The sequence below is a fragment of the Streptomyces sp. A1136 genome (assembly GCF_004795055.1).
In the GTDB taxonomy this organism is placed as follows: Bacteria; Actinomycetota; Actinomycetes; order Streptomycetales; family Streptomycetaceae; genus Streptomyces.
In genome coordinates this window covers 215449-228716 of the sequence record NZ_SSBJ01000008.1, presented here as the reverse complement: position 1 = coordinate 228716, position 13268 = coordinate 215449, and the positions used below count along the sequence as shown (strand labels likewise).

The window sequence follows — 13268 nt, the reverse complement described above, 5'->3', positions numbered from 1 at the left end:
GGCGATGATCTGCTCGATGTTCCGTTCGGCGAGCGCCGTGATCGTGACGAACGGATTGACGCTGGTGTTGCCGGGGATCAGCGCTCCGTCGATCACGTACAGGCCGGGGTGGCCGTGCAGGCGCCCGTAGTTGTCGGTGGCCTTGTTCAGGACAGCGCCGCCGAGCGGGTGGTAGGTGAGGTGGTCGCCCCAGATCTTGTTGGTGCCGAAGAGGTCGCTTCGGTAGATGGTCCCCTCCTTCGCGTTGATCTTGTCGAAGATGGTCTTGGCCATGTCGATGGCGGGCTGCTTCCAGGCGGTCTGCCAGTTCAACTCGACCTTGCCCGCCGCCGCGTTCCAGTTGAACTCGGCGCGGTTGGGGTTCTTCGTGATCGACAGGTAGAACGAGGCGTACGTCTCGATGCCCGTCGGCAGCGGCGCGACCTCGGCGAACGCGCCGCCCGCCGCCCAGTTGTCGATGCCGCCGCACGGGATGGTCGCCTGGAGCTTGCCGGTCGGGTCCCAGAGGTGGTTCGCGCGGCCGCACATGACGTTGCCGTTGTCGCCCCAGCCCTTGCCGATCTCGTTGTTGAGGCGGGGGAGCGCGCCGGTGGCCTTCAGCTTGACGAGCAGCTTGCTGGTGCCGACGCTGCCGGCGGCGAAGAACACCCGGTCGGCGGTGACGGTCTTGGTGGCGACGGTGCCGCCGGTGGTGTCGAGCTGTTCGATGACGACGGTGTAGCCGCCTCCGGTCGTGGGGGTGACCGTGGTGACCTTGTGAAGGGGCGAGATGGAGACCTTGCCGGTCGCCTTGGCGGCCGCGAGGTAGGTCTTCTGCAGCGACTTCTTGCCGTTGTTGTTGCCGTAGAGGATCTCCCCGTCCAGCGCCGACTTGGTGGCCGTGCCGGCCGCCTCCCGCTTCATGTAGTCCCAGTCGTAGACGTCGGGCACGAAGACGAAGGGGAAGCCGGAGCGCTGGGCGTGTTTGCGGCCGACCCGGGCGAACTGGTAGCAGTCCACCGCGTCGAACCAGTTCGGGTCGATGAGGCCGACGCCGAGCCCGGCGTTCGCGCGCGGGTAGTAGACGTCGTACATCTCGTCGGCGTCCACGGACGGGAGTACGGCGCCGAAGTTCTCCCGCTTGGGCGTGACGGCCATACCGCCGTTGACGAGGGAGCCGCCCCCGACACCGCGGCCCTGGTAGACGATGATGCCGCCCATCTCCTCGGCGTCCAGGATGCCCGTGTACCGGGGGATGTCCCGGTCGATGGGGAAGCCGAGGAAGTAGTTCAGCGGCGCCTTCGTCCGCGTGCGGAGCCAGTACGAGCGCTGGTCGGGGCTGAGGGTGTTGCAGAAGATCTTGCCGTCGGGGCCCGGGGTGTCCCAGGCCATGCCCATCTCGACCATGTGGACGTCGACACCCGCCTGCGCGAGGCGCAGCGCGGCGACGGAGCCGCCGTACCCGGTGCCGATGACGAGGGCCGGGACGTGTGTGCCGTTGTCGATGGGCGCGGACGAGGCGGTGGCGTTTCGCGCCAGGGCGGGGGTGGGGTTGACCGCCAGGGCCATGGCTCCAAGAATGGAACTGGTTCCAGCGATGAAGCCACGGCGTGATATGCCTCTGGATACCTTGCTGTTCAGGGATTTGTCACTCATGTGACGTTCCTCACTCTCGATGGAGTGAGAACAAGTTCTACTGTCGCCGGCGTGGTAAGTCACTACACGCGGCGCGATATTTTCCGGCTGGTTCCGGAGGGTTGCGGAGGCTGCGGAGGTTTCGCGGGGGACCCGGCGCCCGCGGTCTGCGGCGCGTGGGCCGTGCGCCGTCTCATGCAACGGACACCCTGCGGATTTCGTTGGATCTTCGGGTCGTCCCGTGTCATGGTTGGTCTCGCCGAAGGGGTGTAGCTCAGCCGGCCAGAGCAACGGTCTCCAAAACCGTAGGTCGCAGGTTCGACTCCTGCCGCCCCTGCAACGCGCGCACGCCGGACGCCCGGCCGGGAACACCTCCCGGCCGGGCGTCCGGCGTCTTCCGTGCGCGCGGCCGACCACCGCCCAAGGCCGGGCGACTCACGAACGCCCGTAGACCGCCTCGACATTGTCCTTGGCGGGATGCGTACGCCCGGCCGGACCCGCCGCGAAGACGCGCAGGAGGTTCTCGGTCACCCGCGTCGTCAGCGCGCCCGCGCGGGCGTCCAGGCCGTGGTTCGCCCCGCTGCGCCCGTCACCGGTCGCGTCGAGCGCCTCGACCCAGCGCATCGTCCCTGTGGCGAAGACCCCGGCGCCGCCGGCGACCGTGTAGTACGCCGTGTCCTGGTGGCTGGGGCGGCCCTCGCACACGACGGGGGAGTGGGCGAGGATCTCGATCGGCCGGGGCGTCGGGAAACCGGTCTCGACCTTGTCGTACTCCACGCCCACCAAGTGCGGGAACCCGTCGCCCGCCTTCACGCCGGTTCCCTCGAACAGCCAGTGGGAAGGGTTGGTCACGATGTAGGGGGCGTCCACCGGGTAGCCGTCGTAGATGACCCCGAGCAGGGAGCTCTCCGGGTCGGCCGCCGGGGGAGAACGGAAGTCCACGGTGGCGGGGTGGCCGCGCCGGAAACCCGGGTCCTGCTCGTAGGAGGACTTGTAGCAGACCACCGTACGGTCCGGTCCCAGGTCGGAGGCCTCCAGCCGGATCCGGCGGAAGCAGCAGTTGGCGCCGAGGACGGCGATGTTCGTCCCGGCGTCGCGCGCGGCGGTGAAGTGCGCCCGCTGCTCCGGCGACCAGTACTCGTCGTGCCCGAGCGACAACACCGCGGCCGCCCCCTCCAGCAGCCGCTTGTCACGCGCGACATCGGTGGTCGTCGCGTAGGCGAGGGGGATGCCGAGCCGCTCGGCCAAGGCGATCAGCGGCGCCTCGTACACCAGGAAGAGCCCCGCCCCGTCGTCGTATTCGTACGGCCGGTCGAAGGTCACGGCCAGCGAGCGGGTGGCGTACCCGCCGTTCGGGCCGTCGTAGCTGCCGTAGCCACCCCAGCGGTTGTAGGCCTGCCAGGTGGCGACCGCGTTCACGATGACGGTGCGCCCGGTCGTGGCCGCCGAGCGGACGGTGAGCGGTACGAAGCGTCGTCCCTCGCCGCCCTGCGCGTCGAGCCGCAGGAGGTAACAGCCCTCGGGCCAGTCCTTCGTGTCGACCGTGGCGGTGCGGGCCCAGGGGGCGCGGACCATGCGCGTCGTGGGCTCGACGGTGTGCTCGGGCTGTCGGACGCCCGTCAGGGCCTGCGAACGCCACACCAGCCGGGCCCGGGCGCCGCCGTACCAACCCATGCGGTAGGCGGAGACGGTGAAGCGGGGCGCGGTGGTGGACACATGCAGGCCAAACGATTCTCCCTGCAGGACGCTGACCTTGTCGGCGAAGCCCTCGATGGCCCGGGCCGGTCCGGGGTTCGTCACGCGCCAGTCGGCGTTCCCGGGCCGGGCGTTCTCGGCCTTGACGTCGAACCCCCGCACCGCGCTCGCCGCGGCGGAGGCCGAGCCACTGGGCCGCGGCCCCTCGGGAGTGGCGCCGCCGCCGCAGCCCGTCAGCGTCCCCAGCCCGGCGGCGGCAGCCCCCGTCGCGGCGATCACCAGGAACCGCCGCCTCCCCGCACCGTCGGCCACCCCGGCCGTCTGCTCCTGTTCCATGCGGGGAACGCTATGCCACCTGCCCCGAGCCCGCCCTACCGCCCCGCGACGGCCCGCGCCGCGCCGAGGTCGCCCTACCACCCCGCGACGGGCTGTGCCGCACCGCGACGGGCCGTACCGCCCCGCGACGGGCTGTGCCGCGCCGAGGTCGCCCTACCGCCCTGCGACGGGCCGTGCCTGCCCGCGCCCGCTCCCGCCCCGCGACGGGCCGTACCGCCCCGCGACGGGCCGTACCGCCCCGCGACGGCCGCGGGGAGAACTCGAAGGCGCGGCGCGGGGCGCGGTGACATCGTGCTCACCCTTGCCGCGTAAGGAACCGCACCGGGGTGTCGCGGCGCATCGCAGGCCCCGTGGCGCCGTGTCAGCCCAGGCGGACCACCACCTCCTGGCCGGCTCCGGCCGCACCCCTGAGGTCCGCGAAGTTGAGTCTCAGCCGGGCGCCCGTCTCCGCCGACAACACGCTCGGCGGAAGGGACAGGACCGAGGACACGGGCCGGTCCCACGCCACGGTCAGGGCCGTCAGCGCCCTGGCCGGGTCCGCGACGGACAGGACGGCGGTGCCGTCGGATCTCTCCCGCACCGTCACCGAACACGCGCCGCTCGCCTCCAACGCGCCGACCCGCCCCGTCTGCCAGAAGTTGACACCCGTGAAGCCCAACGCGCCCACGCCCACCCCCTGGGCGGCTTCGCTGTTGGCGAGTACCCGCAGCCAGTCCGTGGAGGCGGCCCGCGCGGCCGTCTGCGCCGCCGTGGCTCCCGGGAGCAGCTGATAGGCGTACCCGGCGGCCACCGGATTCGTACCGTGGTCGTACCAGAGGGTGAGGTAGCGCCGCGTCAGCGCGGTGGAGACGCTGCCCCGGTTGATGTCGCTCCACCGGCCGGTGCGCGCCTCCCGCAACGCCTTGAACGATCCCGATCCCGAGCCGGATCCCGACATCACGTATCCGCCGAATCCGGCCAGGTGCGCCCAGCCGGGGGAGGGGAACGAGGCCGACCAGCCCAGGGCGGCCGGCTGTACCGCGCCGCCGACGGTGAGGGCGTGCGTGCCGGCCGCACCCAGGTTGCGGTTGTCGATGACCGACTCGACCGGCACTCCGTCCGTCGAGGTGATCCCCGCGCCCAGGCAGACGACCGTGTCCGCGAGGAAGAACCACGACTTCCGGGCGGTCAGCGTGCTGCCCAGGCCCCGCAGGTGCTGACCGATCGACGCGAACTCCCCGTCCGTCGAGCCGCCCACCCACACCGCGTCCGGCCGCGAGGCTCCCCAGTCTCCTCCCGCGCCGTCGGCGAGCGCCCGACGCGAGACGGTGATCCCGGGCAGTCGGTAGGGGTCCACCGTGGGCCAGAACGCGTCCGAGTACTGGCCGTTGCCGTAGGTGGATCCCCACCAGGCGAGCATCCCGCTCCCGGTGTGCCACCCGCGCAGGTTCTCGCCGTTGCCCGTCTCGTAGTGGGCGATCCGCTGTGACGCCATGGAGAGCGAGGCGGCCCAACCCGGCCGCCGGTGCGTGGCGCGGTCCATCGACGCGAACAGCCGGTGACCGACCGGCTCGGGCAGCGCGGCCACCGTCGTATCGGCCTCCACCTCCGCCAGTCGGGCCAGGGCGGACAGCCCCATGCCGCGATCCGCCATGGGCGGGCTGTAGTAGGCCCGGGACATCCACCCCTTGACCAACCCCCGCCAGCGGGCCCGCTCCGCGCTGCCCGCTCCCTCCGCCAGCAGCAGGATCGCGGCCAGCACCGCGTGACCCCGTCCGTGGTCGTCCTGCTGGACATGCCGTGCGTCCAGCGCGGACACGCCGCGGCTGATCGCCCGGCCGGACACTGCGTCCATGATCAGCCCGTTGAAGAGGAACGGCGCCCAAGCCCGCTCGACGGCGTCGAACACGATCCGCGTGCCGGGGTCGGTCACCTCCCAGGGGGTCTGCCGCAGCAGGGCGAACAGCATGCCGAGTCCGCCGAGCAGGACCGCGCCGTAGGTCCCCGTATAGGGCACCCAGGTGTGCTGGACGAAGGAACCGTCCCGGTAGAGGCCGTCACCGGAGGAGACGTACGGGAAGACCGGCGCGAGCGCGTCCCGGGCGAGAGCGATCTTCGCCGGCTCGGCGCCGACCACACCGCGCAGGGCCAGCACCCGGCAGAGGTCCACCCGGTTCGCTCCCGTACTCGTCCCGCTGTAGGAGGCGACGGCGGAGTCGGGCACGAAGTGGTCGACCGCCGCGCAGGAGTCGGCGAGTTGGGCGGGTGACAGGTCCGCTTGGAGCAGAACGCACAGGTCGAGCAGCGCCTGCGGGGCTCCGATCTGCCAGCAGTACCAGTTGCCGTACGACACTTGCCCCGCGTGGTAGGCCTCCGTTCGCAGGTGGTCGAACCCGGTCAGCAGCGCCGTGCGCAGTGCGGCCTCGCCGGTGTGCCCGGTGCCGGGCCGGACGAGAGCCTCCGCCATCGTGCGCAGCCGGAAGTAGCTCAGCATCATTTTCTCGGGGTCGGTGGCGAACCCCAGATCGGGCCAGAGCGCTCGGGGCGCCGGAGCCATCGTGGCCCGCCAACCCTCGGCCTGGTCACCGAGCTCGGTGAGCCGCGACCGGAACGGCTCACTCGTCACGGGGAATCCGCCCCCCAGACTGAGCCCCCGCCAGACCGAGCGCATCGTTTCGTACGTGTCCGTGTCCGTGTCCGTGCCTGCGACCGGTCCGGTCCCGGCACGTGCCTGGGGGACGCCGAGCCACAACGCCCCTCCGCCCGCCGTGGAGAGGAAGGCGCGCCGACTCCATGGGTCCGTCATCGCATTCTCCTTTTCCGACACTCACCGTCTGGTCCGCCTGCTACGGCCCCCCACCGTTCGTTCCTTGGTGCTGGTCCTCACCGCACGGTCGGCTCCGGCGGTACCGCCGTCCCCACCTCATGCGACATGCCGGCGATAGCGCTCGATCACCTCCCGCAGTACTTCCGATCCCTCCCGGGCCCACAGCCCCGGTCGGAAGATCTCCACCTCGATCGGCCCGTGATATCCCGCCTCGTCGGTCAGCTCGCGCAAGCCCCGAAGATCGATACACCCGTCCCCGAGTTGACCCCGGCCCATCAGCACCCCTTCGGGGAGGGGGGTCACCCAATCGGCCACCTGGACCGACACGATGCGCCCGCCCGCCCCGGCCCGGCCCAGTTGCGCCGGGAGCCGTTCGTCCCACCACAGGTGGTAGGCGTCCACCACCACCCCCACCCGCTCCGCGGGGAACCGCTCGGCCAGGTCCAGGGCTTGGCCCAGGGTGGAGACCACACAGCGGTCCGCGGCGAACATCGGATGGAGTGCTTCGATGCCCAACCGCACCCCGTGGGCGGCGGCCCACGGCGTCAACTCGCCCAGGACGTCGACGATCCGATCACGCGCGGCGATCAGGTCCCGGTCCCCGGCGGGCAGTCCGCCCGAGACCAGGACCAGAACGTCCGCCCCGAGTTCGGCGGCCTCCTCGACGGCCCGCCGGTTGTCCTCCAGGGCCGCGGTTCGTCCCACCGGGTCGGCGGCCGTGAAGAACCCTCCCCGGCAGAGCGAGCTGACGCGCAACCCCGCCCCGGCGATCAGCTTCGCCGTCTGCCGGACCCCGAACTTCCGTACCGGCTCACGCCACAGGCCCACTGCCCCCACCCCGGCCTCCGTGCAGCCGCGCACCAGTTCGGGGAGCGACCACTGCCGGATCGTCTCCTGGTTGAGGCTGAACCGGGCGGGAGTCGGCTCGCGGTTCACGACGCCACCCCGTACACGGAGAACAGCTGCCGCATTCGGGCCTGGGCGAGCTCCGGATCGGGGAAGAGACCCAGCCGGTCGGCCAGTTCGTAGGCCGTGGCCAGATGGGGGAGTGAGCGCGCCGACTGGTGCCCACCCAGCATCGTGAAGTGCTCCTGGAAACCCGCCAGCCAGGCCAGAAGGACCACCCCCGTCTTGTAGTGGCGCGTCGGAGCGGAGAACAGGTGCCGCGCGAGGGTCACGGTGGGATCCAGCTGCGCGCGAAAGGCCACCGGATCGCCACGGTCCAGTGCCCGTGCCGCGCGCGCCGCGACCGGTGCGATCGGATCGAAGATGCCCAACATGGCGTCGCTCGCGCGTTCGCCGTCCCCGCCGATCAGTTCCGGATAGTGGTGGTCGTCGCCCGTGTAGCAGCGGACGTCGGCCGGCAGCCGGCGCCGGATGCCCATCTCCCGGTCTGCGTCCAGCAACGAGACCTTGATCCCGTCCACTTTCCCGGGATACTCGGCGATGATCTTCAAGAAGACCTCGGTGGCCTCGTCCGGGTCGTCGTGGCCCCAGTAGCCGGCCAGTTCCGGATCGAACATCGGGCCCAACCAGTGCAGCACGACGGGTCCGGCGCTCTGCCGGAGCAACTCCCCGTAGACCTCCAGATAGTCCTCCGGTCCCCGGGCAGCCCTCGCGAGAGCCCGGGAGGCCATCAGTACGACCGGCGCCCCGCAGGCCTCGCTGTGCGCGAGCTGCTCTTCGTACGCCGCGATGACCTCGCTGATCGAGTAGGTCCCGGCCGCCGTCAGCTGGTCGGTCCCGGCGCCGCAGACGATCCGGCCTCCCACCGCGCGGGCCTCGGCCGCGGAGCGGCGGATCAGCTCGGCCGCGCCCGGCCAGTCCAGGCCCGTCCCGCGCTGCGCCGTGTCCATGGCCTCCGCGACCCCCAGCCCCTGCGCCCACAGCCGGTGCCGGAAGGCCGACGTGGCCTCCCAGTCCACCTCGGTCCCGGCTTCGGCGCAGGCGGCGCGTGGGTCGGCGACGACATGCGCCGCCGCGTAGAACGTCCGACTCCGGGCCGGCCCGCAGGTCAATGGCGGCAGGGGGTCGGGGTTGGGTCGGTACGAGCGGTACCCGCCCTCCGAGGTGGGCAGGAGGATGGCGTTCACAAGGCCACCTCCGGCACCTGGATTCGACGACCCTGCGCCGAGGACCGAAGTCCGAGTTCGGCCAGTTGCACCCCGCGCGCCCCGGCCAGGAGGTCCCATCGCCAGGGCTCGTCCCGGACGACGTGGCGCAGGAACAGTTCCCACTGGGTCTTGAACCCGTTGTCCGCCGGTGTGTTGTCGGGGACCTCCTGCCACTGGGCGCGGAAGGACTCCGTCTGGGGAAGATCCGGATTCCACACGGGCTTGGGAGTCGCCGCCCGATGCTGGATGCGGCAATCACGCAGGCCCGCGACCGCCGAGCCGTGCGTCCCGTCCACCTGCAACTCCAGCAGTTCGTCGCGGTGGACGCGGACGGCCCAGGAAGAGTTGATCTGCGCGACCGCGCCGCCCTCCAGTTCGAAGACGCCGTAGACCGCGTCGTCCGCGGTGGCCTCGTACGGCTTGCCCTCCTCGTCCCATCGGCGGCCGATGTGGGTACGGGTGAGGGCCTGCACCGAGCGCACCCGGCCGAAGAGCTCGTGCAGCAGGTACTCCCAGTGCGGGAACATGTCGGCGGTGATGCCGCCGCCTTCCTGCGCGCGGTAGTTCCAGGACGGCCGCTGGGCCTGCTGCCAGTCCCCTTCGAACACCCAGTACCCGAACTCCCCCCGCACGGAAAGGATCTCCCCGAAGAAGCCGCCCTCGATCAACCGCCTCAGCTTCAGCAGCCCCGGCAGGAACAGCTTGTCCTGGACCACGCCGTGTCTGACTCCGACCGCCTCCGCCAACCGCGCCAGCTCCAGGGAGGCCGGGAAGGAGAGGGCGGTGGGCTTTTCGCAGTAGACGTGCTTGCCCGCCGAGAGGGCCTGACGGACGGCCGCCTCCCGGGCGCCGGTCACCTGCGCGTCGAAGTAGACCTCCACCTCCGGATCGGCCAGCACCTCCGTCAGATCGGTACTGATGTGTTCGAGCCCGTGCCGGTCGGCGATGGCCCTCAGGGCTGCCTCCCGCCGCCCGACCAGGACCGGCTCGGGCCAGAGCACGGTGCCGTCCCCGAGGTCGAGTCCTCCCTGTTCCCGCAGTGCGAGGAGCGAGCGCACCAGGTGCTGGCGGTATCCCATCCGGCCGGTCACGCCGTTCATCGCGATCCTGATCGTTCGTGTCGACCGATGCGCCTTGTCGACTGCGTTGTCTTCCACGGGTCCCCTCCTGTGCGTCACGCCCAACGGGTCGGAAAGCTGCGGGGAAAGCGCATGGAAAGCGCTTTCACTCCCACCAGGCTAGGAGCGGAAGGTGCTGGCGCACAACACCCGTACGAGTGATGGAAAGCGCTTTCTGAATGGGGCAGACTTGAGATCACGACGGATGGGACGACGGCCCGGCCACCGAGCGCACGGGCAGAAGGAGGGGTGTGACATGGCGGTGACTCTCGCCGAGGTCGCGGCGCACGCGGGCGTCTCGCCCGCCACGGTCTCGCGTGTACTCAACGGCGGACACCCGGTGGCCGGGGGCACCCGGACCCGGGTGGAACGGGCCGTCGAGGAACTCGGGTACATCGCCAACGGTCCGGCCCGGGCCCTCGCGGCCGCCACCTCGGACCTCGTGGGCGTGATCGTCCACGATGTCGCCGACAGCTTCTTCGGCATTCTCGCCGGCTCCCTGCAGAAGGCGCTCGCGCCGGCCGGTCACGGAGGCGGCCGCAGGCTCGCCGTCGTCTGCAACACCGAGGGCTCTCCCTCGGCCGAACTGGACTACCTCACCCTGCTGGAGGGCCAGCGGGCGGGCGGGGTCGTCCTGACGGGCGGGGCGGTCGAGGAACCGGAGCACAGCACCGCGCTCACCGCACGCATCGGCCGGATGGCTCTCGCCGGCACCCCCGTGGTGCTGTGCGGGAGACCCGCGCTTGCGGTACCCGCCGCACTGCCCGTCGCCACCGTCATGTTCGACGACCACGGAGGAGCCTTCCGCCTCGCCGAACACCTCCTGACCCTGGGCCATCGACACATCGCCTATGTCGCCGGGCCGCCGGGCCTGAGCACCACCCGGGAGCGGCTCGCAGGACACACCGCCGCGCTGCGACGGCACGACCCCACATTGCTCGACGCCTGCGCCCCTCTCACCCTGCACGCCGGCTTCGAGCGCGCCGCGGGCTACGACGCCGCCCGGGAACTGCTTCGCCGGGGGAGACCCTTCACGGCCGTCGCGGCGGCCAACGACACCGTCGCCGTGGGTGTGGCCGCCGCCCTGGGGGAAGCCGGGATACGCATCCCCGAGGACGTGTCCGTCGCCGGCTTCGACGACCTGCCGTTCAGCGTGGACACCGCACCGGCCCTCACCACCGTCAGAGTCCCGTTGCGCGAGGCGGGCGTGCTCGCGGCCCAGTTGGTCACCGGTCGCAGACCCGCGCCGCCGGGCCGCATCACCACCCTGCCCACCGAGCTGCTGGTGCGGGCCTCCACCGGAGCGCCGCCTCGCGAAGGGAGCCGGCCGTGAAGTACGCCTTCTCCACGCTCGGCCTGCCGGGAACCCCGGTCGCGCGCAGCGCCGCCCTCGCCGCCGAGCACGGGTACGAGGGCCTGGAACTGCGGGCCCACACGGAGGAGCCCCTGCACCCCGACACGCCCGGCGGTGAGAGGGTCGCGGCCCGGCGTACCCTCGCCGCCGCCGGGGTCACCGTCCTGGGGGTCGCGGGATATGTCGAGGTCGCCGCCTCCGGGGACGACGGGCCGGTCCTGGCCGCACTGCGCTCCCTGGTCCGGCTGGCGGCCGATCTCGAAGCCCCGTACGTACGCGTCTTCCCCGGCGGCGGGGGCCTCCCCGAGGCGGACGCGGACGCCCATGCCGTTCGCCGGCTGCGCGCCGCGGCGCCGTATGCCGAGCGGCACGGCGTGCGGCTCCTGCTGGAAACCCACGACTCGCACCCCACCGGGGCCGCCGCAGCCCGGGTGTTGGACCGGGTCGGGCAGGCGGGCGCGGGCGCGCTGTGGGACGTACTCCACACCTGGCTGGCGGGCGAGCAGCCGGGCGAGTCATGGCGGGATCTCGCCCCACACCTGGGCTACGTACAGGTCAAGGACGTGGCTTCGGCCCAGGACCTCACGCCGCTGACCCTCGGCGCCGGAGTCCTGCCGCTCGACGAAGTGACGGCGCACGTACCGTCAGGGGGCTGGTTGTGCTGGGAGTACGAGAAGCGCTGGTACCCCGGGGCCGAGGAGCTGCCGGGGCAGCTGACGCGGGGGCGGGAGCACCTGGTGCGGCTCTCCCGCGATCGGAGCGCCCCGGCCGGGAGGTCGGCCGGCAGCCCCGGTGAGCCGGGAGGAGCCCTGCCACGACCACCGTGACCGGACCGGACCGGTTCGCCTCCCGCCCGCCCGCCCGCCTGCCCGCCTGCATGTCCGCCGGACCGGGTGCCGGCGGACCGGGTGCCCAGGTGGCCGGGCGCCCCGGCGGCCCGGATGCCCGGGCGGCCCGGATGCCCGGGCGGCCCGGATGCCCGGGCGGCCCGGATGCCCGGGCGGCCCGGATGCCCGGGCGGACCGGATGCCCGGGCGGCTCGGACGGCCCCGGTGGGCCGGTGCCGGGCAGGCGGTGGGGCCGGGAGGGGGGCCGCAGGCGGGCAGGCGATGGGGCCGGGAGGGGCGGGTAGGTCGGGCGGTTGCCCTGCTCGGTCGCCCGGCTCAGCCGGGCATCCCGGGAGGTTGGCTACCGGGGGATCGGCACGACGGCGCTCAGGCCGAGTAGGCCAGCCGGGCGGGGTCGACGGGGTGGCGGAAGGCAAGGCCGCAGGCGTAGCGCTCCAGCTCCGCGACCGCCGTCGCCGCCAAGCGGTCCAACTCGCCGCCCAGCGAACCGGCCACATGGGGGGTGAGGAGCACGTTCGGCAGGTTGAAGAGCGGCGAACCGGCGGGCAGCACCTCGGGCTCGGTGTGGTCGAGCACGGCGTGCAGGCGCCCGGTGACCAGCTCCTCCGTCAGCGCCGCGGTGTCCACCAGCGAACCCCGCGCGGTGTTGATCAGCGTGGCGCCGTCCGGCATCAGGGCCAGTCCCGTGGCGTCCAAGAGGTGCCGGGTCTGCGGCAGTGCGGGCGCGTGCAGGCTCACCACGTCACTGCGGCGCAGCAGTTGGTCGAGCGCACAGGCCTCGCCGCCGAGCGCCGCGATCTCGCCCGCGTCGGCGTACGGGTCGTACACCAGCACGCGCAGGTCGAAGGGGCGCAGCAACTCCATGACCCGACGCCCGATGAGTGACGCCCCGACGAGCCCGACGGTGCGACGGTAATTGCCGACGGCGGGATAGCGACCCAGCAGGTCCAGCGGACCGCGCGCCGAACGGTAGGCGTGCGCGGATTCCAGTACCCGCTTGTTGGCGAACAGGATCGCGGCGAGCGTGTACTCGGAGACCGGCACGGCGTTGGCCGCGGCGGCACTGGAAACCTTCAGACCACGGTCCCAGCAGGCGGCCGTCACATGGTGTTTGACGCTGCCGGCGGCGTGGACGACGGCGCGCAACAGCGGCATCCGTCCCAGTGCCTCGGCGTCGAGCGGCGGGCAGCCCCACCCGGTGAACAGCACTTCGGCCTCGGCGAGCCGGCGGCAGAGCGTCGGCTCGTCGTCACCGAAGTCGGTGAGCAGCAGTTCGGGGTCCAGGTCGGCGACGCGTACGAGTTTGGGCAGCACCCGGTCGCTCAGGACAGCCGCGCGGGCGCCGGCACTCATGGCGAGGACCGTGACCGGGCGCCGCACCGC

General features: G+C 72.2%; 9 protein-coding genes and 1 tRNA gene. 3 read left to right on the top strand and 7 right to left on the bottom strand.

What is annotated here, in order from left to right; all coding sequences use genetic code 11:
* On the bottom strand, positions 1-1548 hold a 1548-nt coding region (locus E6R62_RS10770), incomplete at its 3' end, for a GMC oxidoreductase (RefSeq protein WP_168714020.1).
* A gap of 329 nt (positions 1549-1877) precedes the next feature.
* Between E6R62_RS10770 and E6R62_RS10765 the strand changes: the two genes are divergently transcribed.
* Positions 1878-1951, top strand: a tRNA-Trp gene (locus E6R62_RS10765).
* A gap of 98 nt (positions 1952-2049) precedes the next feature.
* Here the strand turns inward: E6R62_RS10765 and E6R62_RS10760 are convergent.
* From E6R62_RS10760 to E6R62_RS10740, 5 genes are all read right to left on the bottom strand, one after another.
* The gene (locus tag E6R62_RS10760) at positions 2050-3645 is read right to left on the bottom strand and encodes a N,N-dimethylformamidase beta subunit family domain-containing protein (RefSeq protein ID WP_240801595.1); all 1596 of its coding nucleotides are present in this window, start codon (positions 3643-3645) and stop codon (positions 2050-2052) included.
* Between the two features lie 361 nt (positions 3646-4006).
* Entirely contained in the window at positions 4007-6430 is a 2424-nt protein-coding gene (locus tag E6R62_RS10755; RefSeq protein ID WP_136213128.1) for a polysaccharide lyase 8 family protein, read from the bottom strand.
* A 117-nt stretch (positions 6431-6547) separates the two neighbouring features.
* Entirely contained in the window at positions 6548-7387 is an 840-nt protein-coding gene (locus tag E6R62_RS10750) for a sugar phosphate isomerase/epimerase (RefSeq protein ID WP_136213127.1), read from the bottom strand.
* Entirely contained in the window at positions 7384-8544 is a 1161-nt protein-coding gene (locus E6R62_RS10745) for a dihydrodipicolinate synthase family protein (RefSeq protein WP_240801594.1), read from the bottom strand. Before E6R62_RS10745 ends, E6R62_RS10750 begins: the two co-directional genes overlap by 4 nt.
* The gene (locus E6R62_RS10740; protein WP_168714023.1) at positions 8541-9665 is read right to left on the bottom strand and encodes a Gfo/Idh/MocA family protein; all 1125 of its coding nucleotides are present in this window, start codon (positions 9663-9665) and stop codon (positions 8541-8543) included. Before E6R62_RS10740 ends, E6R62_RS10745 begins: the two co-directional genes overlap by 4 nt.
* Before the next feature lie 274 nt (positions 9666-9939).
* Between E6R62_RS10740 and E6R62_RS10735 the strand changes: the two genes are divergently transcribed.
* Both E6R62_RS10735 and E6R62_RS10730 read left to right on the top strand, forming a co-directional pair.
* Positions 9940-11016, top strand: a complete 1077-nt coding sequence (locus E6R62_RS10735) for a LacI family DNA-binding transcriptional regulator (RefSeq protein WP_136213125.1) — start codon at positions 9940-9942, stop codon at positions 11014-11016.
* On the top strand, positions 11013-11864 hold the full coding sequence (locus E6R62_RS10730; protein ID WP_136213124.1) for a sugar phosphate isomerase/epimerase: 852 nt from the start codon (positions 11013-11015) through the stop codon (positions 11862-11864). Before E6R62_RS10735 ends, E6R62_RS10730 begins: the two co-directional genes overlap by 4 nt.
* Before the next feature lie 387 nt (positions 11865-12251).
* Here E6R62_RS10730 and E6R62_RS10725 read toward each other — a convergent pair whose 3' ends face one another.
* A complete protein-coding gene (locus tag E6R62_RS10725; protein ID WP_136213152.1) occupies positions 12252-13238 on the bottom strand; it encodes a hydroxyacid dehydrogenase in 987 nt (328 codons plus the stop codon).
* Between the last annotated feature and the right edge of the window lie 30 nt (positions 13239-13268).

What these genes read in the sequence shown, in the direction of transcription:
- E6R62_RS10760 (WP_240801595.1), bottom strand. Translation starts at nt 3,645, where the DNA reads ATGGAACAGGAGCAGACGGCCGGGGTGGCCGACGGTGCGGGGAGGCGG.
- E6R62_RS10755 (WP_136213128.1), bottom strand. Translation starts at nt 6,430, where the DNA reads ATGACGGACCCATGGAGTCGGCGCGCCTTCCTCTCCACGGCGGGCGGA.
- E6R62_RS10740 (WP_168714023.1), bottom strand. Translation starts at nt 9,665, where the DNA reads ATGAACGGCGTGACCGGCCGGATGGGATACCGCCAGCACCTGGTGCGC.
- E6R62_RS10735 (WP_136213125.1), top strand. Translation starts at nt 9,940, where the DNA reads ATGGCGGTGACTCTCGCCGAGGTCGCGGCGCACGCGGGCGTCTCGCCC.
- E6R62_RS10725 (WP_136213152.1), bottom strand. Translation starts at nt 13,238, where the DNA reads ATGAGTGCCGGCGCCCGCGCGGCTGTCCTGAGCGACCGGGTGCTGCCC.